This window comes from Methylocystis bryophila (genome assembly GCF_027925445.1).
Taxonomy (GTDB): Bacteria; Pseudomonadota; Alphaproteobacteria; order Rhizobiales; family Beijerinckiaceae; genus Methylocystis; species Methylocystis bryophila.
Genome location: NZ_AP027149.1, coordinates 57,023 through 78,094 on the forward strand (window position 1 = coordinate 57,023; position 21,072 = coordinate 78,094).

The 21,072-nt window shown below is 64.6% G+C and carries 27 protein-coding genes; 13 read left to right on the forward strand and 14 right to left on the reverse strand.

The window, feature by feature from the left end:
• Window positions 1–21: 21 nt before the first annotated feature.
• Entirely contained in the window at window positions 22–1,287 is a 1,266-nt protein-coding gene (gene glyA / locus QMG80_RS00235; RefSeq protein ID WP_085770994.1) for a serine hydroxymethyltransferase, read from the reverse strand.
• 228 nt (window positions 1,288–1,515) lie between these two features.
• On the opposite strand from glyA, the gene QMG80_RS00240 reads away from it, so the two are divergent.
• Window positions 1,516–1,782, forward strand: a complete 267-nt coding sequence (locus QMG80_RS00240; protein WP_085773569.1) for an acyl carrier protein — start codon at window positions 1,516–1,518, stop codon at window positions 1,780–1,782.
• Window positions 1,783–1,851: 69 nt separating this feature from the next.
• Here the strand turns inward: QMG80_RS00240 and QMG80_RS00245 are convergent, their stop codons facing one another.
• The gene (locus tag QMG80_RS00245) at window positions 1,852–2,955 is read right to left on the reverse strand and encodes a glycerophosphodiester phosphodiesterase family protein (RefSeq protein WP_199769040.1); all 1,104 of its coding nucleotides are present in this window, start codon (window positions 2,953–2,955) and stop codon (window positions 1,852–1,854) included.
• A gap of 64 nt (window positions 2,956–3,019) precedes the next feature.
• On the reverse strand, window positions 3,020–3,838 hold the full coding sequence (locus tag QMG80_RS00250; protein WP_085770995.1) for a bestrophin-like domain: 819 nt from the start codon (window positions 3,836–3,838) through the stop codon (window positions 3,020–3,022).
• Window positions 3,839–3,941: 103 nt separating this feature from the next.
• On the opposite strand from QMG80_RS00250, the gene QMG80_RS00255 reads away from it, so the two are divergent.
• Complete coding sequence (locus QMG80_RS00255; protein WP_085773571.1) at window positions 3,942–4,418, forward strand: TOBE domain-containing protein; 477 nt, start codon at window positions 3,942–3,944, stop codon at window positions 4,416–4,418.
• Here the strand turns inward: QMG80_RS00255 and QMG80_RS00260 are convergent.
• From QMG80_RS00260 to QMG80_RS00270, 3 genes are read right to left on the reverse strand one after another with little or no spacing between them, the layout of a single operon-like run.
• Window positions 4,330–4,779 (reverse strand): winged helix-turn-helix domain-containing protein, encoded by a 450-nt coding sequence (locus QMG80_RS00260; protein ID WP_085770996.1) that lies wholly within the window; start codon window positions 4,777–4,779, stop codon window positions 4,330–4,332. The two genes, QMG80_RS00255 and QMG80_RS00260, sit on opposite strands and share 89 nt — an antisense overlap.
• Window positions 4,776–5,372 (reverse strand): DUF2478 domain-containing protein, encoded by a 597-nt coding sequence (locus QMG80_RS00265; RefSeq protein ID WP_085770997.1) that lies wholly within the window; start codon window positions 5,370–5,372, stop codon window positions 4,776–4,778. Before QMG80_RS00265 ends, QMG80_RS00260 begins: the two co-directional genes overlap by 4 nt.
• A gap of 17 nt (window positions 5,373–5,389) precedes the next feature.
• Entirely contained in the window at window positions 5,390–6,259 is an 870-nt protein-coding gene (locus QMG80_RS00270) for a xanthine dehydrogenase (RefSeq protein ID WP_085770998.1), read from the reverse strand.
• 585 nt (window positions 6,260–6,844) lie between these two features.
• On the opposite strand from QMG80_RS00270, the gene QMG80_RS00275 reads away from it, so the two are divergent.
• The 4 genes from QMG80_RS00275 (at window position 6,845) to QMG80_RS00290 (ending at window position 9,013) form a co-directional block, all read left to right on the forward strand.
• Complete coding sequence (locus QMG80_RS00275) at window positions 6,845–7,294, forward strand: group III truncated hemoglobin (RefSeq protein ID WP_085770999.1); 450 nt, start codon at window positions 6,845–6,847, stop codon at window positions 7,292–7,294.
• A gap of 48 nt (window positions 7,295–7,342) precedes the next feature.
• Window positions 7,343–7,570, forward strand: coding sequence for a nitrogenase-stabilizing/protective NifW family protein (gene nifW, locus QMG80_RS00280; protein WP_085771000.1), 228 nt, complete (start codon window positions 7,343–7,345; stop codon window positions 7,568–7,570).
• A gap of 138 nt (window positions 7,571–7,708) precedes the next feature.
• On the forward strand, window positions 7,709–8,074 hold the full coding sequence (locus QMG80_RS00285) for a 2Fe-2S iron-sulfur cluster-binding protein (RefSeq protein WP_085771001.1): 366 nt from the start codon (window positions 7,709–7,711) through the stop codon (window positions 8,072–8,074).
• Between the two features lie 195 nt (window positions 8,075–8,269).
• On the forward strand, window positions 8,270–9,013 hold the full coding sequence (locus QMG80_RS00290; RefSeq protein ID WP_245300119.1) for a class I SAM-dependent methyltransferase: 744 nt from the start codon (window positions 8,270–8,272) through the stop codon (window positions 9,011–9,013).
• A gap of 183 nt (window positions 9,014–9,196) precedes the next feature.
• Here the strand turns inward: QMG80_RS00290 and QMG80_RS00295 are convergent, their stop codons facing one another.
• The 4 genes from QMG80_RS00295 to QMG80_RS00310 are packed head-to-tail and all read right to left on the reverse strand — an operon-like array spanning window position 9,197 to window position 10,820.
• Window positions 9,197–9,637 (reverse strand): DUF1810 domain-containing protein, encoded by a 441-nt coding sequence (locus tag QMG80_RS00295; protein ID WP_085771002.1) that lies wholly within the window; start codon window positions 9,635–9,637, stop codon window positions 9,197–9,199.
• A 19-nt stretch (window positions 9,638–9,656) separates the two neighbouring features.
• Window positions 9,657–10,055 carry a hypothetical protein gene (locus tag QMG80_RS00300; protein ID WP_085771003.1) on the reverse strand — a complete coding sequence of 133 codons (399 nt, stop codon included), beginning with the start codon at window positions 10,053–10,055 and terminating at the stop codon, window positions 9,657–9,659.
• A 23-nt stretch (window positions 10,056–10,078) separates the two neighbouring features.
• A complete protein-coding gene (locus tag QMG80_RS00305; RefSeq protein WP_158658648.1) occupies window positions 10,079–10,234 on the reverse strand; it encodes a hypothetical protein in 156 nt (51 codons plus the stop codon).
• A 52-nt stretch (window positions 10,235–10,286) separates the two neighbouring features.
• Window positions 10,287–10,820, reverse strand: a complete 534-nt coding sequence (locus tag QMG80_RS00310) for a PQQ-dependent catabolism-associated CXXCW motif protein (protein WP_245300244.1) — start codon at window positions 10,818–10,820, stop codon at window positions 10,287–10,289.
• A 284-nt stretch (window positions 10,821–11,104) separates the two neighbouring features.
• Here QMG80_RS00310 and QMG80_RS00315 point away from each other — a divergent pair, with 284 nt between their 5' ends.
• Entirely contained in the window at window positions 11,105–11,908 is an 804-nt protein-coding gene (locus tag QMG80_RS00315; protein WP_342586573.1) for a lysophospholipid acyltransferase family protein, read from the forward strand.
• A 43-nt stretch (window positions 11,909–11,951) separates the two neighbouring features.
• Here the strand turns inward: QMG80_RS00315 and thpR are convergent, their stop codons facing one another.
• Together thpR and QMG80_RS00325 are read right to left on the reverse strand one after the other, a co-directional pair.
• Window positions 11,952–12,509, reverse strand: a complete 558-nt coding sequence (thpR, locus tag QMG80_RS00320) for an RNA 2',3'-cyclic phosphodiesterase (RefSeq protein WP_085771005.1) — start codon at window positions 12,507–12,509, stop codon at window positions 11,952–11,954.
• A 110-nt stretch (window positions 12,510–12,619) separates the two neighbouring features.
• Window positions 12,620–13,402, reverse strand: a complete 783-nt coding sequence (locus QMG80_RS00325) for an arylesterase (protein WP_085771006.1) — start codon at window positions 13,400–13,402, stop codon at window positions 12,620–12,622.
• Here QMG80_RS00325 and QMG80_RS00330 point away from each other — a divergent pair.
• Window positions 13,377–14,066: an ABC transporter ATP-binding protein gene (locus tag QMG80_RS00330; protein ID WP_199769041.1), complete on the forward strand. Its 690-nt coding sequence runs from the start codon at window positions 13,377–13,379 to the stop codon at window positions 14,064–14,066. The genes QMG80_RS00325 and QMG80_RS00330 overlap by 26 nt on opposite strands.
• A 119-nt stretch (window positions 14,067–14,185) precedes the next feature.
• Here the strand turns inward: QMG80_RS00330 and QMG80_RS00335 are convergent, their stop codons facing one another.
• On the reverse strand, window positions 14,186–14,947 hold the full coding sequence (locus tag QMG80_RS00335; RefSeq protein ID WP_245300120.1) for a tRNA1(Val) (adenine(37)-N6)-methyltransferase: 762 nt from the start codon (window positions 14,945–14,947) through the stop codon (window positions 14,186–14,188).
• Between the two features lie 101 nt (window positions 14,948–15,048).
• Between QMG80_RS00335 and QMG80_RS00340 the strand changes: the two genes are divergently transcribed.
• Window positions 15,049–16,089 carry a polyprenyl synthetase family protein gene (locus QMG80_RS00340; protein WP_425351457.1) on the forward strand — a complete coding sequence of 347 codons (1,041 nt, stop codon included), beginning with the start codon at window positions 15,049–15,051 and terminating at the stop codon, window positions 16,087–16,089.
• Window positions 16,090–16,217: 128 nt separating this feature from the next.
• Window positions 16,218–16,730, forward strand: coding sequence for a hypothetical protein (locus QMG80_RS00345; protein WP_245300122.1), 513 nt, complete (start codon window positions 16,218–16,220; stop codon window positions 16,728–16,730).
• Window positions 16,731–16,794: 64 nt separating this feature from the next.
• Here the strand turns inward: QMG80_RS00345 and QMG80_RS00350 are convergent, their stop codons facing one another.
• Window positions 16,795–18,012 (reverse strand): DUF2252 family protein, encoded by a 1,218-nt coding sequence (locus QMG80_RS00350; RefSeq protein WP_085771009.1) that lies wholly within the window; start codon window positions 18,010–18,012, stop codon window positions 16,795–16,797.
• A 532-nt stretch (window positions 18,013–18,544) separates the two neighbouring features.
• On the opposite strand from QMG80_RS00350, the gene QMG80_RS00355 reads away from it, so the two are divergent.
• From QMG80_RS00355 to QMG80_RS00365, 3 genes are all read left to right on the forward strand, one after another.
• Window positions 18,545–18,802: a hypothetical protein gene (locus tag QMG80_RS00355; protein WP_085771010.1), complete on the forward strand. Its 258-nt coding sequence runs from the start codon at window positions 18,545–18,547 to the stop codon at window positions 18,800–18,802.
• Window positions 18,799–20,238, forward strand: a complete 1,440-nt coding sequence (locus QMG80_RS00360; protein ID WP_085771011.1) for an AAA family ATPase — start codon at window positions 18,799–18,801, stop codon at window positions 20,236–20,238. Before QMG80_RS00355 ends, QMG80_RS00360 begins: the two co-directional genes overlap by 4 nt.
• Before the next feature lie 286 nt (window positions 20,239–20,524).
• Window positions 20,525–20,863, forward strand: a complete 339-nt coding sequence (locus QMG80_RS00365) for a hypothetical protein (RefSeq protein ID WP_085771013.1) — start codon at window positions 20,525–20,527, stop codon at window positions 20,861–20,863.
• Window positions 20,864–21,072 lie beyond the last annotated feature (209 nt).

A 21,072-nucleotide genomic window follows, 5' to 3' on the forward strand; every position in this document is an offset into this window, starting at 1 on the left:
TCTCCAGGACGAGGCTTGGAGTTATGCTCGATAAATTGGATGACGGGCGCATAGGGCGCGCACGCCCTCGCGTATGGCGTCGATTTCGCGATCATTCGACGGCTCGGCGATCACGCGCAAGATCCAGGCGCCGATCTGGCGAAATTCGCTGTCCGAGAAACCTCTGGCGGCGCCAGCGTTGCTCGACAGCCGCAGGCCTGAGGGCGCCTCGGGCGGACGCGGATCGAAGGGGATGAGATTCTTGTTCACCGCGAGGCCCGCGCGCTCGAGGGCTTTGGCCGCCACATCGCCGGTGATCAGCTTGGCGGAAAGATCGACGAGCAGCAATCCCATATCGGTTCCGCCCGTGACGATTCGCAGGCCGCCGTCGCTCAAGGCTTCAGCCAGCGCGCGCGCGCCGTCGAGCACCGATTGATTGTAAGCCTTGAACTCCGGGCGCAACGCTTCGCCGAGGCATGCGGCCTTGCCTGCGACGGCATGCAGCATCACCGAGCCCTGGACGCCCGGAAAAATTCCGGCGCTGATGGCGCTCGACAGCGCGGGATCGTTCCACAAAACGAGGCCGCCGCGCGCCCCGCGCAGCGACTTATAAGTGGTCGTGGTCACGACGTGAGCGTGCGGGAAGGGGTCGGGATAGAGCCCCGCGGCGACGAGCCCCGCGAAATGCGCCATGTCGACGAGCAGCAGGGCGCCGACCTCATCGGCGATGGCGCGGAAACCCGCGAAGTCGATGATGCGCGGATAGGCGGAGCCGCCCGCGACGATCATCTTCGGCCGGCGCGCGAGAGCGAGATCGCGAACCTCGTCGAGATCGATCCGCTCCGTGTCGCGCCGCACGCCGTAGTTCACGATCTCATAGTCGCGGCCCGTGAGCGTCGCCTTGTGGCCGTGGCTGATATGACCGCCGGCCGCGACATCCATCGACAGCAAGACGTCCCCGAGCTTCAAGAGGCCAAAGAAGACGCCGGCGTTGGCGTTGGAGCCGGAGTGCGGTTGCACATTGGCGAAACGGCATCCAAACAGGCGCTTTGCCCGCTCAATGGCCAAAGACTCGATCTCGTCGGCAAATTGCGCGCCGCCGTAATAGCGCGCGAAAGGCGCGCCTTCGACGGTCTTGTTCGTGAGGATCGACCCCTGCGCCTCGAGCACGAGGCGCGAGACGATATTCTCCGAGGCGATCAGCTCGACGCCCTCTTGCTGCCGGCGCAATTCCCCGTCGATGGAGCGCGCGAGCTCGGGATCGGCTTCGAGGCCTAGGGAGAAATAGCCGTCGTGGAGGAGGGACATGGCGGGGTCGCTTGCGGCGGGCCTGGCTGGGCCGATGGCCGCAGTCTTAATGCAAAGCTATGCCGTGGCAATAGATAAGCGCAAGCATAGGCGCGGCCGAATACTGGATAGTTTCCAATTTTCCACGGGAATCTGGCGCGTGCGTTGCATGTGCGTTTGCGCACCGACGAAAAGGAGCCGCCCCGGCAGCCTCCCATCGTCACGCTGGAAATCAACGGAACCCGCACAATGATCGCCGCCATCCGTCGCTTGATCGATCAAGAAACGAAGCTCTCTTCGCCCGCGACCGAGATCGCGCCGCAGGCCGATCTTTACGCAATGGGCCTCGATTCCTTCGCGGCCGTCCGGCTGCTTCTCGCGATCGAGCGCGAGTTCAACGTCGAGATCCCCCGAGACTTGCTTAAGCGGGAAACCGTGCGGTCGATCGACGCGATCGTCGAAACGGTCCGGGCTCTGCGGCCCGCTTTCGCCGAGGCGTGGCGCAACGCCGCGTGACGGCCGGGCCCCGCGCGGCGGCGGCATCGGGGCGCGCTTCCCCATGTAGACTCAAAGCGGCTGTCGCCCTCACCCGTCGACCGCGCGCCGTCCAAGCGCCGGGTCATCGGTGAAAAAAGCGTCGACGCCCGCTTTCACAAAGCGCCGGATCTCCGCGACGCTTCCTTCCGGATTGCGCGCGTTTTCACCGGCGCCGTCGCGAAACTCTTTGGGAAGAAACTTGTTCTCGGGGCGGAAAGTCCATGTGCAGACCAGCAGGCCCGCTTCGTGCGCCCGTTCGATCAAGCCTGTCGGCGGCAGGAGCCGATCGTCCGGCCCCCAGGGGATGAGATCGCGCGCATAGGGCGCGACCCAATCCGCATATTGAGCGATTTCGGCCAAACCCTGCTTCGTTTGCAGGCGCTCGCCCCAGCTCCGCATGTCCTGCGCCGCGGCCCGGTCAGCGGGCGGCTCCGCGCTCTCGGTCAACTGCATCAGCTGGAAATTCGGGTCGCCGCCGAGCTGGCTGCGCAAGCGCTGCAGATTGCCGATCTCGAAACTCTGCACGATCACGCGCATGTTGCTCAACACTTTTCGCGGCGGTCGCAGCGCTTGCAGGAACCGCTCCTCCAACGGCAAGCCGATCGAGGCGAAATAGGTCGAATGCTTGAGCTCAGGGATGAGTCCGATAGGCCGGCCGCTCGTGGCGGTCTCGGCCGCGACAAAATCAACGATCTCGTCAAGGCTTACGATCTGAAAATCGCCGTCGTAGGAATGGCTTTCCGGCCGCAATGGAGCGCCGAGCCGCTCCTTTGCGCGCAGCGTCTTGAGTTCGGCGAAGGTGAAATCCTCGGTGAACCAGCCCTCGACCTCTTTGCCGTCGATCGTCTTCTTCGTGCGCCTCGCCGCAAATTCGGGGCGGTTGGCCACGTCTGTGGTGTCGGCGATGTTGTTCTCATGACGGGCGACCAGCACGCCGTCGCGCGTCGCGACCACATCGGGCTCGATGAAATCCGCCCCGTCGGCGATGGCTTTCGCATAGGACGCCAGCGTATGCTCCGGCCGAAGCGCGCAGGCTCCTCGGTGCCCCAACACCAGGGGGCGCTTCGGCCGACCCGATTCATTCCCTTTCACAGCCCGGCCCTCGGCGGGTCCCGCCGGCGCAACGCCGGCCAAAGCCATCGCTGCGCCCATTTTCAGCACGCCTCGTCGCGACAATTTCTTTGCCCTCTTCGCCTCGCCGGCTCGAGCCACTGGCTCATCGGCGCGGCTTCAGCGGACCGGGCAGCGACGGAGCGGAGGCGTCCTGGCTAAGATAGCGCTCCAACGCCTGTTGGGTATCGAGCATGGGCCGCTCGCTGATCGAGATGAAGCCTTCGGTCGGGCGGTCGAGGTCTTGGATCAGGAAAATGACGCCCGCGACGAGCACGCAGGCGACATAGGTCGGCAGACGCCAGCGCCGCCGGTCGAGCGCGCTGGCGTAGCCGGTCAGCCACAGCGCGGCGACCGCGACGCAATAGAGCCCCACGAAGACGATGTTCGGCACGCGGTTGCTTATGATCGTCAGACGTTTTTTCTGATTGTTGAAGGTCTCGTTCAGCGCCTGGATATACAGGCCTGTGGGGACCACGGCGTTGTCCTTGGCCGCCGCCGCCTGGGCTTTGCGCCACAGCGTCTCCTGGAGTTCTCTCGAGCGGCGAAGGGCCTGTGCGGCCGCGTCCAAATTCGGCTCGCTCTCGGCGAGACTGACGCGGATGCGCACATAATCCTTGAAAAGCTCGAGGCTTTCTTCGCCATAGGGAGCCGGCAGCAGGCGCGCCCGCAAAACCGCTGTTTCGATGGCGTTGGCTTCGTTCACCAGCGCCTCGCGGCGCGCTTCGAAGCGATTGAGCGCCATCGAGAAGGTGAAGCCGATGATCAGCGCCAGCAGGCCCAGCACTGAAGCCTCAAGAGTCGCGACATTCGCGCCTTTTTCCACCTTAGAGCCGATCAAATGCCCGGCTTCGATCGCCAGGAAGAACACCGCCAAGCTCCCGATGAAAATAATGGCCAGCGGGACTTGGGCGAGTTCGACCATCCTTCTCGGCCCTGAACTTTGTTTCGACGTCGCTTCACACTAGAGCATGTCCCTTTTGAGCGAAAGCGCGCGTTGGTCCGATTTTCGCTTGAGCGGTCGCGCCATGACCGCGCTTCGAAAAGTTTCTCACGGAAAAAACCTGCCTCTCGTCGCGCGGCTGGACGCGCGCGTCCTGCGTCATGACGAGGGCTACGGGCTTTCGACGCTGCATTTCGCCGACGGCGAGCTGCGCGCGCCTCTCGTCGACGCGCCGCTCGGCGCAGGCCTGCGCGTCAAGATTGACGCGCGTGACGTTTCGATCGCGCTGTCGCGGCCGATGGATGTCTCGATCCTCAATCGGCTGCCCGGTTCGATCGTGGGTCTCGTCCCTCTGCGCCTACCCTTCGTTCGCGTCGCGCTCAGTCTCGGCGCGACCGAGATCTACGCGCTCGTCACCGCCGAATCGGTCGATCGCCTCGCGCTCGAAGAAGGGCTGGGGGTCTGGGCGATGCTCAAGAGCCTTGCGATCGCCGAGGAACGGATTCCGGCTTCGCGGCTTCCGACGCCGCGTCGCTGGCGCGTCGTTCAAAATTCGGATTGAGCGCCGCCGCGATTTCCTCGAGCGCGAGTTTCGCCTGCGACCGCGCGCGGCGTTCGATAGAGGCGTAGAGCGCGACGAGCCGCTCGCCAAAGGGCGTCAGCTCCGCTCCCCCGCCGCGCCGTCCGGGATGCGTGGCGATGACCGGCTGCTCGAAGGCGCGATTCAGCGCGTCCACGATAAGCCAGCAGGTGCGATAAGAAAGTCCGGTGGCGCGGCTCGCCCCGAGGATCGAGCGCTGCTTGCGCACGGCCGCGATGACGCGCAGCTCATCCGGCGTCAGCCGTCCGCCATTCGAGAAATGAAGCGCGATCTCGAGCCGCGTCTCAGCGCGAGGCGCCGTCGGTTTCTGATCGCCGCTCACTGAACGCGCTCGGGCGATTGAAATAGCAGGCTCGCGCTTTCTTCCGATTCATGCCCGAGCCGGGGCGCCTGCTTCGCCCACCAGAGCTCGAGCGCGTCGCAGCTTGCGTCGACGAATTGAAAGAGCGGAGCCGCGAACCGCTCCCATTCTTCCGCCGCGGCCGGCGAAACAACGGTCAAAACCGGGATGTCCGCGCCGAGCGCCGCCCGAAACGCGTCAGCAAGGCCGCTACGCGCCGCCTCCAGCTTGCCGAACTTGCTCAGCACCACGAGATCCGCGCCATCCGAGATCGCGCTCTCGATCCTCCCGCAGGCGTGGATGAGCGCAGCGGGATCGATATTGCAGGCGGTAGAGCCTCGTCCAAGATCCTGCGAGATCGAGATCGTCTCTCCCGATTGAAGATCACGAACGCGGAAGCGCTTGCAAGCGCCGTCATGAGCGCAATCGGAGTCTTCCACGACGCCGGCGACGCGCAGGCCGGCCCGGGCGCGCCGACGCGCGAACTCGTCCAGGAGAGCCTGCATCGCCGTGCTCGGCGCGCCGCGCAGCGCGGCGATTCTCGGGGTCTCGGCGGCGAACTCGTCGGTCTGCATTCTCGCCTCCTTAAAAATCAATGCATGAGCGCAGGCGAAAGCAAGGCTTTGCGCCCACCCGCGCGCGCCGCGACGACCGCCTGCGCGGTCGCTTCGCCGATGGCGCGGCCGCGCTCATCCGTGCCGGTCCAGCAGGCCAAGCGCCCTCGCGGATCAATCTCGACGAGCTTGGCGCCTTCCGGCGCCTGCGCGCCGTCACGCGCCAACCCGCGCAGAAATCCGTCGATCGGCGCGACGAGGGGCGCGCCCCCTTGGCGTCCGACCGTCACGCCTTTGTAGATCCGATCGCCGATGTTGAGCGGCGTGCGCCAGACGCCTGCGCGCGGCGCGCGAAGAAATCGCTCCTCGCCGAGGCCGCCGAGCGCGCGTGGGATTCCATCGGCCGCCCAGGTGCGGCCGGCTTTGACGATTGCCCCGGGGCGCGCGGGATGGGTTTCGATCGCGACGTCGCAATTCTTGCCGACCGTGAAATTGGGTCCGAGGCCCACGGCGATCCCAGCGAGGCCGCGCAGGTCCGGCGTCACGCGGTCCTTCTGCATGCGCGCGTCAATGATCGCCTCCGCCCAGCGCAAGGGAATCAGGTCCGTCGCGTGTAGCGGCGTGACGGCGACGCAGCCGCGGCTTGCGAAGACGTCGAAGAGCTCCACCGCATTTTCCGCGCGACGGCCGACGATCCCGTCGAGTTGCGCGCAATCGTCGAAAAGCGCGTCATGAAAGGACATGCCGCGTCGGAGCACCGGCGGATGCGGATCGTAGCTCAACGCGACGTCGTAGCCCTCCCACAGAAGCCGAACGGCGACCGCAGACGCGATCTCATTCGTGCCGAGAACGATCGCAAACCCGCGACCGACGTTCCGCGGCGCGTTTCCCATCGTTGATCCGTGCATCGCCGCTCTCCTTTGCGTCGGGGTTCGAGGGCGCCACGCAAAGGCCGCGCCAGAGACGACAGATTTGCAGACTCTGTTTAATATTCAGATAGTTGCAGGGTAAGACGCGCGAGCGCGACAGGAGCGGAAGCTATATTGTTATAAATATAGCTGTGTGGCCTCAGCTATGCTGTCTGGAATATAACAAATGGTGTCGGCGCGCGGGGCGCGCGGCGCCTAGAGCGTGTCACGGAAAAGTGCGAAGCGGTTTTCCGGTCATGACATGCTCTAACTTTTTGACGTGGCGCGATTCCTTGTCGCTCGAACGATTCCGTTCGCGCGGGAAACGCGCGAGAGCGCGATACGACAAAGTGGGAACCGGTTTTTCGCGCCAAGCGCGCTCTAAAGCTTTGGAATCGATCACGTTATCTGCGTTTGAGCGATTCCGCTCAAACGCATCGTGATCTCGCGCGAAGCCGCTTTTTTCCGCGTGTTGCGCGCGGATCGCGCAGCTGGCGCCCGCCCTGCATAGCGGCGCGCATCGGCGTTGCGTCCCGCGCCTCGTTTCGGCGCCGCGCTCGCCCCAGCGTTAATGCGAGAGAGCCCATGACCTTCGACTTTCCGAGGATCGACGACGCGGCCGAGAGAGAGCGCATCGAGACGGCGATTGTGGCGTGTGTGCGCGACTTCTATAAGCGCGGCCTCGCCGATCCGATGCTCGGCCCGATTCTGGCGGGGGGCATTCCGGATCTCGAGCGTCACGTCACGACCGTCGTCGCCTTTTGGTCAAAGTCGCTGCTCCACACCGAGCGTTACGACGGCCATCCTTACACCGCTCACACGCATCTCCCCGTCGAACCCGAGCATTTCGCGCGTTGGCTCGAGCTCTTCACGCAAGCCGCGCGCGCCAATCTCCCGGAGACCCAGGCTGAGCAGGCGCTCGCCAAGGCGACGCATATGGCGCAATGCTTCCAGGCGGGGATGTTTCCCTTCACAGGCGCCGACGGACGTCCGAGCCGCACACCGGCCGAGACTTCCGCTCCGCTCAACCACTAGCGCGCATCCGCTTTCACGCCGCTCGCGCCTGCGAAGGAACTCCAAACCATGAGCATTTTCGACGATCTGCGGGGGCTGTCTTCGGCGGAGCTATTCTTGGAGGCGACCGGCGTCGCGGCCTGCGACACAAATCTCGCGCAATCCTATGCCGATTTCGTCGCCTCGACCTCGATCGAGCACGACCCCGCCATGGCGCGCGAGGACGCGGCGAGGGTTACGGAGGAGCCCCTCGTGCCGCTCCATCTGCTCATCCCCCCGGACAGCATAGCGCTCTGAGCCGCGCGCGCCGCTTCGGATGCGGCAAAGCGCCGCAAAGGCGGGCGCAACATTGCTTGGATTTCGGTTTGCTGGCCTAATCGGCCGGCGCCATCGCGGGAACAGCGCGCGCCTATTCAAATAAAGGTGAGGAAATCCATGCCTAACGTGACCTTCGAATCCCCGTTGCTGCACAAGAATCTCACGGTTTACGCCATCGCCGGCGATACCTCGACCGTGCTCTCGGTCGCCGAGGCCAATAAGGTGCCGATTCCCCATGATTGCCGCGACGGCGAGTGCGGCTCCTGCTTGATCGAAGTCGTGACGCTCACCGGCAAAACCATGGGATCGCTGCTCACCGAGAAGGAGAAGGCGCAATTGAAGTCGCTCGGAAAGATCACGCCTGAGGAGATCCGTCGAGCCGAGGTGGAGGACGTCGCGCCGCGCTTTCGCCTCGCCTGCCAATATGTGGTGCGCGACCAGGACATATTGGTGAAGTTCACGGGGGAGCCCGGCGGCGCGTAAGGAAGGCGTTTCGCCATCGAGGCCCGCGGCGATCGCGGGGTCGATGGTCTGTTTCGTCGACTTTCCGACCCTTCGCGTCTGCAAGATGCAGACGCGAAGGCGCGCTCGGGCTTGATCCGGGACGCCGCGATCAGGAGCAGAAGCAGCCGAACGACCAAGCGCATGGGCGCGTCCACAATCGCAAGGAGGATCGACTTGTCTGAGAACGCGTTCAGGAGATACGGCAGGCTCGCGTGGCCGCTCCTTCTTTGCTTCTGCTGCGCCGCGCGCGTCGCGGCGCAAACAGCGGCTCCGCCGCCCACGAGTGACATGCCGCCGTCCCACGCCATGCATCATCATGGGGAGGATGACGACGGCGCCTTCCATCATCGTTTTGAAGGCGCGGAGAACTGGGCGAAGGAGTTCGACAAGGCCGAACGCGACGAGTGGCAGAAGCCGCAAGCGGTGCTCGAGGCTCTAAGGATCGGCAAAGGCGCGATCGTCGCAGACATCGGCGCCGGCACGGGCTATTTCGCGACGCGGATCGCACGCCTCGCGCCGCAGGGCCGCGTCTATGCGGTCGACGTGGAGCCGGGCATGGCGCGCTATCTCGGCGAGAGAGCGAAGCGGGAGGGCCTTACGAATCTCATCCCGGTGCTGGCGCAAGGCGACAGCGCCCCGCTACCGGAGCCGGTCGACCTCGCCTTGGTCGTCGACACCTTCCACCACATTGGTCATCGCGTCGCCTATTTCGCGCGGCTCAAATCCTCGCTGAAGGATGACGGCCGATTGGCGATCGTCGATTTCAAAACGGATTCCCCGAGCGGCCCGCCGCCACAGTTCCGCATTCCGCCCGAGCAGGCCATAGAGGAGCTCATGGCCGCCGGCTACACGCTCGTGGAGACGGGCCCCTCCCTGCCGCGGCAATATATGCTGATCTTCCGCAAGAGCGCGCCTTAGTTCCGCGCATCTAGAGCCGCAGAAGCGTCCGTCATTGCGAGCGAAGCGAAGCAATCCAGGCGCGACAACAGGATTCTTTTGTCGGTTCTTGCCTTTGCAGCAGACGATATCGATCGCGCAGACCGCTCCTGGATTGCTTCGCTTCGCTCGCAATGACGACGGCAGGCGTCCCGCCCGGCGCAATCACTCTGCGAGGTCGCCGACCTTGCAGATCGTCGCCGCATCCATCACGCCGCCGCAACATCGGTCGATCGCCTCGCCGAAGACGGCCTCCTCCGGGGCGACCGCGAAAAAGAGCGTCACGCAGGAGCGGAATTTCATGTCGTCCGGAGAGCCGAAGATCTCGTTCAACGATCGTTGCGACGCAACGACCAGACGAACGCATTCGCGTAGACGTTCGCCCAGCACAGGATGCTCGAGATAGGCGCGCGCCTCGCCAGGCGAGCCGATCGCATATCGAACCGACCTGGCGCTGGAGCCGAGGCCCGCAATTTGGGGAAAGACGAACCACATCCAGTGCGTTCGCTTGCGTCCGGCGCGAAGCTCGGCGAGCGCGCCATCGATCACCGCCGCCTGCGCCGCGAGGAAGCGCGCAAGGTCGAAAGGATCGTCGCCCTGCCGCATGCGCCCCTCCCATCCGCGCTCACTCGCGAGCAAAGGCCTTGTAGCTCAGCACGCCGCCGGCGATCAGAAAGACCGCGCCGATCGCCGGCAGCACGACGTGCAGAGCCGGGGCGAAAGCAGCCCGCGTCATGACGCTGGTCAGCTGGATCGGGAAAACCATGCGGATGAAGCCCGCGACGACGCTGAGCCAGCCGAACAAAGTGATTAGCGTTGGCCAGCCGGCGGTCCAGCGATTATGGAAGCGGAGGATCGCGAGGCCGGGGACGAAGGCCGCGTAGCCGGCCAGCACGATGAGCATAGGGCTCTTGGAGAGCTCCTCGATCATGCCGGGCATCGCTTCGAGATTGAAGAGCACCATCAATGCGGTGGCGACGAGCGTCGGCCCCAGCAAAGCGGCGATGACTTTCGATGTCGTCAAGAGCGGCTCCCCTTCAGATCGGCTCAGTCCCGCGTGCGTCCCTTGTGGACCCGCCCCTTGCTGGCCGGCCGTTCCTTCTTTGACCTCGGAATCCGCTCGGGCTTCAGCGCGCGCAACGCATCAGCAGCGGCGGCGCGGCGCCGCTCGTCCTCGTGTTTTGCGGCTTCGGGCTTTCTCATCGGCAACGCCCGTCATGCATGACGCCTTCATATAGGGCTCAAATATAGGGCTTCAAAAACCCGGCTCCGGCGCACGGTCTTCGAGCGGGTGTCCGCCCTGCTCCCAGCCGTCGGTGCCCTCGGGATACCAGTAAACGTCGGCGTAGCCGAGCGCCAGGGCGCGCTTCGCCGCGTTCCAGGACATCCAGCAGTCCGCGAGGCAGTAGAAGACCAAGGACTTGTTCTTGTCGCCGGCTGTCGCCTTCTCCAGCCCCGTCTCGAAATAGCGCTGCGTCGACTCCGCCAGCGCGCCAAAGCCCGTGTTGACGAGCCAGAGGCTGCCGGGAATGTCGGCCCTCGGCTTGTCTCGCCAGACCGTCTTGGGCGGGAGATCGGCGGGCTTGGGTGGGCGCGGCAGGGCGTCGACGAATACGGCGGACTTGGCCTGCCACAGCTCGAAGGCCTGCTTCGTGTCGATGACATGCGCGCCTCTGAGCGTCGCAGGCGTCGGCGCGCGATAATCGTCGAGCCGGTAGCCCTCGGGCTCCATCGCTGTGGTTTCGGCCGCGAGCGCCGAGGAGCAGCAAGAGAAGGCGAGAAGCGCCAGAGCGCGAAGCGAAAAAGTGGAAACCGGCTTTTCGCGCGAATCGCGCTCTAAGACTTTGGGATCGATCACGTTATCTGCATTTGAGCGATTCCGCTCAAACGCAGCGTGATCTAGAGCGGCGCAAATAGAGGGTCGCGACATCGTCTTTCTCTCTTCCCGAAGGCGTTGGGCGGGCGCCCATTATCGTCGCCGGCCCTGCGGCCGCAAGCTGCTTGTCAGACGATTCCGTTCGAGCGGAAACCGCGCTAGAAGGGCGCCTCCCCCTCCTCTGGCTAGGCTCGTCAATGCTGTTGTTCCTGCGCTCGCTCGTCTTTCACTGCCTCTTCTACAGCTGCACGGTGCTGCTGATGCTCGTTTGGCTGCCGACACTCGTCACCGGGCCGCGTGGGATCGTCCAGGAGCTCGGGCGCCAATGGGGCCGCACCACGCTCTGGCTTTTGGAGAATATCTGCGGCCTGAAGCACGAGATCCGCGGGCTTGAGAACATTCCGAAGGGCGCTGTCATCGTCGCCGCTAAGCATCAATCGACGTGGGACACGTTCACGCTGCCGATCTTCTTTCCGGACTTCTCCTTCATTCTGAAACACGAGCTGGTCTATTTGCCGCTCTTCGGGTGGTATCTGCTGCGAGCCGAGCAGATCGCCATCGACCGCGCCAAGGGCCGCAAGGCCATGCCGCAGCTCATCGCCAAAGCCAAGGCGCTCTTCGCGCAAGGTCGCCAGCTCTTCATCTTTCCGGAAGGCACGCGCCGACCGGCGGGCGCGCCTCCGGCCTATAAATTCGGCGTCGCCTTGATCTATCAGGAGACCGGCGCCCAGGTCGTGCCAGTCGTGCTCAACGCGGGGCTATTCTGGCCGCGCCACGCGCTCCTGATCAGGCCGGGGGTCGCGGTCATGGAGTTCCTGCCGCCGATCGCGCCGGGGCTCGACGCCCGCGCCTTCTTCGCCGAACTGCAAGAGCGGCTGGAGGCGGGAACAGAAAAGCTCCTGCAGGAGGCGGCGGCGAAAGACTCTGCCATCGCGGCGATTATCGAGAAGAACCGGCTTGCGCCGGCGCCGGCGCCCGCCCCGCAGCGCGCGGAGGGGTGAGCCGCGGCGGGAGGACCTCCTGGCGACCGCGGAACTTCCCGTTCTAAGCCACCGCTTCCTCACGCCGCGCGGCGAAAGGATAGGCGGCCTCGACGACATAAGGCCCTCCGCCGACGGAATTCCTCGACGAATAGAGGACGAAGCGCGTCGGCGAAAATTTGAGCGACGGAAAATAGCCCCGCGCGCTCAGATAGTCCGCGACCGCCATCGGAGACGCGCCGCGCAGCCGCGCCAGCGTCACATGCGGCGTGAATTTGCGCGCCTCCGGAGCCGCGCCGAGCCGCCGCATCAGGCGCTCCTGTTCGGCCTGAAGCTCCACGATCGCCGGATCGGGCCGCGCTCTCACGACAATGGCGCGCGGCTTGTCGCCGCCGAAAGCGGAAAGCTCCCCGAGCGTCACGATCGGCGCGGCGCGGCGGACGGCGTAGAGCGCATGCTCGACGTCACGGGCCGTCCGGTCGTCGACGTCCCCGATGAATCGCAGCGTGAGATGGTAGTTTTCCACGTCGATCCAGCGGGCGCCGGAGAGTCCGCCGCGCAGTCGTGCGAGGCTCTCGCCGATTTCGGCCGGGATCTCCAAGGCTGTGAACAGTCTCGGCATGACTTTCCTCCCGCAGAAAACGTGATCGATTTTAGTATCTTAGCGCGCCCGAGGCGCGAAAACATCGCCGTTTCTCCGCATGCCCGCGCCAAAAGCGCGCCGCGCGCAGTTCAATGCGCTTTTTTGGCCCGCGCGATCATGATTTCGCGAAGGCTCTCCTCGACCGCGGGCGCGACTCCCGCCACAATCCGCCCGACGCCCTCGGCGGTGGGATGGAGCCCGTCTTTCTGCAAGAGCGCGGCGTCCTTATCGAGGCCGTCGAGAAAGAAAGGATAGAGCGGCAAGGACTGCGCGCGCGCGAGCCCCGGGTAGATCGCGTCGAACTGCGTCCGATAGGCGTCGCCGTAATTGCCGCTCGCCTTCATGCCGGCGAGCAAGATCGCGGCGCCCTTTTCCTTGATCGCGGCGAGCATTTTTTCGAGATTCTGGCGCGTGAGCTTCGGGTCGACGCCCCGCAGCATGTCATTGGCCCCGAGCTCGAGAATCACGAGATCCGGCTTCTCGCTGAGCGCGTAATCGAGCCGGGCGAGGCCATCGGCGGTCGTGTCGCCGGACACGCCGGCGTTGACGACGCGCACGGGAAAACCGTCCGCGACAAGGCGTCTCTCGAGCTGCGCCGGGAACGCCTGGGCGCTCGGCAATTGGAAGCCCGCGGTCAGGCTATCGCCGAAGGCCACGACCGTCAGGGTTTCGACGCATTTCCGGTCGAGGCCGAGAAAGGGCGGAGCGTCCGCGCACTCCGCCGCCGCGACGGCCGGGGGGAGCAGCACGCCGAGACAAAGGACGTAGGAGACGGCTTGGAAGGCGGCGCGCAAAGCGGCATAAGAGCGCGCGCTCCGTTTAAACGCCCAGATCGAGGCCCCGCAGGTGACGCTCTCCACGATTGAACTCATCGATGTCGACCTCACTCTCGGCGCCGGAGCCGCGCGGGTGCATGTGCTCAAGGCTCTGAGCCTTACAATACTCCAAGGAGAGACGATTGGTCTCGTCGGACCTTCGGGCTCGGGGAAATCCACACTTTTAATGGCGCTTGCGGGGTTGGAGCGTCCCGATTCCGGGATCGTGCGGATCGGCGGCCGCGACCTCGTGCAGATGGACGAAGATCAGCTCGCGCGCTTTCGCGGCGAGAACATAGGCGTGGTCTTCCAGTCTTTCCAGCTCATCCCGACCATGACGGCGCTCGAGAACGTCGCCGCGCCGTTGGAGCTCGCGAATCGCTCCGACGCTTTCGAGGTCGCAGCCGCCGAGCTCGCGGCTGTCGGGCTGGGGCATCGTCTGCGCCATTATCCGCGCCAGCTCTCGGGCGGCGAGCAGCAGCGCGTCGCGTTGGCGCGGGCGCTCGCCCCAGACCCGCTGATCCTCGCGGCGGACGAGCCCACCGGCAATCTCGACTCTGAGACCGGCGCGCAGATCATCGAGCTGATCTTCGCGCAGAAGGCGCGGCGCGGCGCGACGCTGATCCTCGCGACGCATGACCCGGCGCTCGCCGCCCGCTGCGACCGTGTGGCGCGGCTGCGCTCCGGGCGGATCGAAGCCGACGAGAAGCAAGAAGCCTGAGTCCTCAGAGCGCGATGCGTAAAAAGGGAAACCGGTTTTTTCGCGCGAATCGCGCTCTAAGTTTTTGGAATCGATCACATTATTTGCATTTGAGCGGTTCCGCTCAAACGCAGCGTGATCTATAACGGCGCGGGCCGCAGTCCGCGAAGGATCGCGTCGGCGAGCGGCGCATAGGCGCCGTCCGAATGATGCAAGATCAGGGGCGGCAGGATCGAGAGCGGGGCCTTCGAGCCCTTGACTCCACGGATCAGCACACGGGTCGCCGCGGCCCCGTCGCGCGGCGAGACGGGGAGAATCGCGACGCCGCCGAGCTTCGTTCCCATGGCCGCCAAGCATTCAGCGAGCGCCTCGGCGCGATGGATCATCGCGAAGCTTCCCCCGGGCGCGAGCAGCGCCAGCGCCGCGCGCGTCCAATCGGCGAGCGGGACCGCGGCGACATGCGCCAGGGCCCTGGCGGGATCTGGGGACGCGCGCACCCTGCCTTTCGCGTGGTGGGGAGGATTGGTGAGAACGACGTCCGCCTCCTCGTAGACGAGCCCCGAGGCGCGGCGATTCGCCGCGTCTACGAAATCCGCTTCGAAGACGCGCGCCCGCTCCTCCAGGCGATTGAGGCGAATGTTCTCGCGGGCGAGCGCCGCCGCCGCAGGCGCGATCTCCACAAGGCCGATCCGCGCCCTTGGAGCGAGCAGCGCGGCGGAGAGGCCGACGGCGCCCACGCCAGCGCCGAGATCGAGAATGAGACCCGAAACGGCCGCAGGCGTCGCGGCGGCCAGCAAGGCGGCGTCGAGGCCGACACGATGGCCGCGCTCGTCCTGCGCCAATTGTAGCCGCCCGCCCAGGAACCCGGAGATTCGCGTCGCCATGCGTTGAAGCAGTGTCATGGCCGGGGGCCCCTCGGCAAGCCGCTAAACCGGCGCATTCGGTTGAGCTTGCCGCCCGTAACGCAAACAATTAAGTTGCAGCTGCCGTCGAGTGGATGGTCATGAGGCAGGATGGGGGAGCAGTGGGTATCGTCATTTCGCTCGACGAGAGAGAAAAGAAAAGCGGCGCAAGCCTCGATAATCTATTGGCTTTGATCCGCCCCGATCTCGAGCGCACCAATCAGCTCATTATTCAGCGGATGGGCTCGGATGTGACGACCATCCCGGAGGTCGCCAATCATCTGATCTCTGCGGGCGGCAAGCGACTGCGCCCAATGCTTGTGCTCGCGACCGCCGGCATGTGCGGCTACAAAGGCGACGGACATCTGAAATTCGCCGCTGGCATTGAGTTTATGCACACGGCCACGCTGCTCCACGACGACGTCGTCGACGAGAGCGACATGCGCCGGGGCAAGATCGCCGCGCGCATGCTCTGGGGCAACGAGACCTGCGTGCTCGTCGGCGACTTCCTGCTCGGCCACGCGTTCAAGATGATGGTCGAGCCCGGCAATCTCCCTTGTCTCACCGTCGTTTCGAGCGCCGCGGCGGTCATCGCCGAAGGCGAGATCATGCAGCTCAACGCGGCCAAGGACACGCAGACGACGGAAGACGCCTACATGGAGGTGATTCGGCGCAAGACAGCAGAGCTGTTCGCCGCCGCCGCCGAGGTGGGAGTCATTCTCTCCGGCCGCCCGAAGGCCGACATCGCCGCCGCGCGCAGCTATGGGATGAATCTTGGCGTCGCCTTTCAGCTCATCGACGACGCGCTGGACTATGGCGGCTCCTCGGCGAAGCTCGGCAAGAATGTCGGAGACGATTTCCGCGAGGGCAAGATCACGCTGCCGGTCGTGCTGGCCTTCCGCCGCGGCACCGAGAGCGAGCGCGAGTTCTGGCGTCGAACGCTCGAGAAGGCGGAGATCAAGGACGGCGACGTCGAGATCGCCTGCGGCCTCATGAAGAAGCACAAGGCGCTCGACGACACGATCGAGCGCGCGAGCCATTACGCAGCGATCGCTCGCGACGCGATGGAGATTTTTCCGCCCTCGCCGTCGAAAAGCGCTCTGCTCGAGGTGCTCGATTTCTGCATCGAGCGGGTGCACTAGCGCGTTTCCCGCTCGAAGCCACCGCCCCCTAAGGAAGAGCGACGCCGACGAACGGGCCGGGCTTGCGAAGTTAACGGAGAGGCGACAAGCGGCGGTCGCTCAGGCCGCCGAACGCGGGAAGGGCGCGGATGGGCGAGGCGCCGTCGAAGACCGAGATCCTTGTGGCGCGAGCGGCCGTTCTGTTGCTGGTCACCTTCGCAGTGGTCGATATTCTTTACTACGGCCTTTCGACGCAGGAGCTGGACCGGCTTTGGCGTAACATCTCCGCCCGCCCCAGCGGTCCGATGACCTTCCGTTTCTTTCTGCAACCCGCAATGGCGATCATCGCAGCGGCGCGTGACGGCGCAAACGACGCGCGCCGAGGTCGCAGGCCCTATCTCGCCGCCATTCTGTTCGGCGGCGAGAAACGCGGGGCTCGCCTCTGGGAAGGCCTGCTCTCAACCGCCAGAATCCTGATCCTCGGCGTCGTCATGGACGTCGCCTATCAACTCGCCTTTCTCGATTCATTTTATCCAGGCGAGGCGGCAGTCATCGCGATATTGCTCGCGTTTCTCCCCTATGCGTTGCTGCGGGGACCGGCGGCGCGTTTGGCGCGACGTTTGATGGCGGGGCGCAGCCCATCCACAAACCCATTCCGGTGAAGAGCCCCAAAGGCGCTCAAGCGAGGAGCCGCGAGCGGCTGCTCGAGCTCATTCTGAGCCGTCCTTATGTGGTGGAAGCGGCGAGCGCATAGCGGCGGCAATGCTCGAGATAGGCGCGTTCATGCACCGCCAGCAGATCGACCACGCTGCGCCAGAGCCAGGTCGGCGCGTCGAGTGTGCGGGTGCGATTGCGACCAAGCTCCGCGCTCCAGGCGTCTCGGGTCGCGCGGTCCATCTGACGGGCATGCGCCTTTCCGACGACCGCGGCGAGATAGCCAGCGGCTTTGACAGCCTCGTCGACCTCGATGGCGTCGATCTCGAGCTTCAGGTCTTGCGGACGCAGCTCGCGCACGACGATAGGCGTTCCGTTGACGCGAGCCGCGCGCATGCGCTCGCCGAGATGCGGTGAAAGGGCGCGCGCGCCGGTGACGACGCGTTCCGCCGGGTCTTCCGGCGTCATCCTATCGTTTGCGATCGGCGCAGCTTCTTTTTGCGCTTCTTTGAGGTCGAGCAAGCAGAACGTAGGCGGCTTCTTGCGCCGGCTGCGGATCATCAGGAGCGCGGCATAGCGGAGCTTGCCGAGCGAGCTGCAGCCCTTCATCCAATAGGCGCAATCGATGACCTCCGCCGTGGCTCCGTCGTCACGGGTGCGCAACATGGTGACCAGGCGTTGGATATCCTCGCGCTCGAAGAGCGCGAAAATGTCCTGGCGCTCCTCAGCGGAGAGAGGCCAGAACCGCTTTCCCAAGGGAATGTTCGGCAAAGGATCGCGCAGTCGCTGGCGCGCAAGCGTCGCCCAGCTTGCAATCCGCGATTGACGGATCGCGAGCGTCACCGATTTCGGTCGCTCCATCTCCATGTTCTCGTCAAAGCCAGGTTCAAAGGCGCGTTCGTAACCGTCCATCATGGACTCGAGCATGCGGGCCGTCATGACGCCAGGCAGATTGGATCCTCGCGCCGCGGAGGCGAGGGAGAGACCGAGACGAATGAGGTCATGCGCAGGATTGCCGACGACCGTCTGATCAAGATCGCGGATTTGGATCTCGATCTTCTCGTTGGCGCCGGCGATCGGTCCGAGGTTGCCGACATGGCAGTCGCCGCAGATCCAGATGGGCGGCCCTTCCGGCAACTGGCGGCCCTGGATATTCGAAAGCCAGTCGTAAAACTGCTCGGTGGAGCCGCGCACGTAGCGGTGCGGGGAAGCCGCCATCTTGAGGCGGCGAACGGCGTCGAGGCGATTCAATCGCTCGTGCGGCTGTGGAATGTCGCTGACCCCACGCATGCGAAGCTCCCTACGCTTGTCGAGCTAGCGTCCCCGATTTCAAAGACAAGGCCGCGCTGGCCCTCAGGCCAGAGGGCGCTCGAACGGAACCCTTCGCAGCGACGATCTTCGAGGCGCAGCGCGTTACGAACTCGTATTTGCTTGCTCGAAGGCGGCTTTCGCTCAGGGTAGGGAGGGAGGCGCTAGGCCTTGGCGGAGAGAATATCCGCTCGGCTTATGCTGGCAGGAGTGGAGGGGGTATCCAAAACCCCTTTAGATCAGATACTTGCAATCGGCCCACCGTGGGAACTGCGCCCTTTGACTCCAAAGGGGTTTCCCATGCGCTGGCCCACCACGCTGAAGGCCTTCCTGAAAAAGAAATTGCCGCCCCGACTGGCATCGGAAGCGGCAACGCAAATAGGTTTGTTTTGGCGGCTGAAGCTTACTTCGCTTCCCCTCTCGATGCAACGCCCTTGCCGCATGTGCGGGCCGCCCATGAGCGCGATCGGCTGGCGCGCGAGCGCCTGGGCCTCGTCTGTTGGGGAGGTCGCCGATGAACGCGCCTCTCAATCACACGGTCATTTGCGAGCACGTGGCGTCCGAGGCCGAGCTTATCGCTCTGGACGGCATTGTCGAGTTTGCAAGCGTGTTGTGCATGCAGTCGACCGCGCTCTTGGCCGCAGCGGCGACGTCTGACGTGTTGGCGACAGGCGAGCGCCTGTTGACGTGTCATCGCGCGCTGACTGCCGCAATCGCGTGCTGGCGAGAAGCCGATCCTGCCCTCTCTTCGAACGAAGGGAGCGTCGCATGACCTTTCTCGAAAACGGGTTTAATCCCGGCTGGACGCAGGCGGAAAAGGATCGCTGGGCAGCGGAGGGAGCGGCCAAATACAAACCCCCAGCCAACAACGGCAGTTCTGCTCATAAAGCGAAATCGTCCGCAACGCTTATTCGCTGCGCCGACGTGAAAATCGAAGCCATTGACTGGCTTTGGCATGGCTGGCTCGCAAGGCGAAAGTTGCACGTCCTCGCCGGAGCGCCCGGAGGCGGCAAGTCGACGATCGCATATTCGGTGATCGCGATCATTACGAGCGCCGGGACTTTCCCCGACGGCTCGAGATGCGCGTCGGCGGGCAATGTCGTCATCTGGTCGAGCGAAGACGATCCTTCTGACACCATAAAGCCCCGGCTAGTCGCGATGGGAGCGGACGTTAAGCGCGTCTATTTCGTCAGGGGAGCGACCGAAGGCGGAAAAGCGCGCCCCTTCGATCCATCGAAGGACATGGATGCGCTTGCGACCGCAATTGCCGACATAGGCGGCGTTGTGCTCGTCATTATCGACTCTATCGCAGAGGCGGTGAGCGGTGACAGTCATAAGAACACCGAGGCGCGTCGCGGGCTTCAGCCGGTCGTCGACTTGGCGCAATCCGCCAATGCGGCCGTGCTTGGAATCGCTCACTTCACCAAGGGCACATTCGGCCGCTCGCCCATAGACCGCATCACGGGTTCGCTCGCGTTCGGCGCAATGGCGCGCGTCGTCCTGGTCGCGGCTAAGAATGATAGCGACGAAGGGCCTGCCCGCATTATCGCACGCGCCAAGAGCAACATTGGGCCGGATGGCGACGGCTTCGTCTACGACTTGGAACAGCGTCCTGTCCCCTCTCATGAAGGGATGTTCGCGTCGTGTGTCGCATGGGGCGAGGCTCTTGAAGGGTCGGCGCGCGAGCTACTGGCTCAAGTAGAGGGTGATGAGCCTACGAGCGACGGCGACGGCGAGGCCGTGAATAAGGCCAAGGAGTTCATTAGCGAGACCTTAGCCGCTGGGCCAAAGGCGGCGAAGGAGGTTGAGGCTGAAGCCAAGGGCGCGGGCCACTCGGAAAGAACCATCCGGCGCGCGAAGAAAGCGCTCGCTGTGGTTGCAATAAAGGGACGATCCGCGCCTTCCGGCGCGTGGACGTGGTCTCTGCCGGTGCTCGATCTCAAGCGACAAGGCGGCCAAGGCGGCCAACACGGCCAACGGGTGGCCACCTTCGATAAGCCCAACAAAACCGGGCGACACGCCGAAGGCGGCCAAGATGGCCAACTCTACGAGCAGAGGCCGTCTAGATCGTCCGCTCAGGGTAACTTGGCCGCCTTGGCCGCCTTCTCTGAAAGCCCTGAAGAACTGGGCAAAAATCTAGATGGCCAATGTTTGGCCACCTTGGCCACCTTGGCCACCTTCGACAGCCCGGAAGGGGGTCAGCTATGACCGGCCCGCATCAACTTCCGGCTGTATCGACCAAATTCCGCGTCGGAAAGAAGTTCGTTTGCGAGATGAGCTTCGGTCCGTCGGGGCTGGCCTGCGAATGGTCGCCGCGCGTTCCGGATCATCTCAGCAAGAAGGACCTTAGGACGTATCGCCAGCGGCGCGACATGCTCTTGGCTGAGGTCGCGGCCCTAATAGGCGCGCCTGTTGGCGTCGCAGATGGCAGAGGCTGCGGCTTCGTCATGAGCGTCATACGCCCCGAGGACGCGGCACAAGCGGAAGGCCGCGCATGACTATCGCTTCTTATGGCAGGCGCGCTGAAGGGCTCGTCACGAAATACGGCCAGCCCGCTATCCTGCGTCGCGTGACTACAGACTGGGGCGGACAGGTGACGGTCTCGGCTGACTACAGCGTCACGGCCTTGCAGATGGTCAAGCGTGACCAGCCTGACGCCAATGCGCCATCGCCCGCGCCTGAAGCCACGTTCTACTTGCTCTCGTCACTAGAGCCAGGACCACAGGACGTGCTCGTTATCGGCGCTGTCAGTTACGCGATCGTCGATGTGAAGGCGCTAGCGCCTGGCGTCGGCGCGCAAGTCTACGAATGCGTGGGGAGACGGCCCCGATGATGGTTCCAATAGTCAGCTCTTCTGGGTGGGGGGCAAACGGGGGGCGGGCGTTTCCTCTTTCTCTCCCAAATTCCGGGGGTTCTGAATGAGGCCGGCGTCAAAGGCTATTTCGTTCTTGCAGGGGCTCAAGATCCCTGAAGGGCCAAAGGCGGGGCGGCCTTTGCGCTTGGCTCCCTATCAAAAGAGCTTTGTCAAAGGGGCGCTTGCGC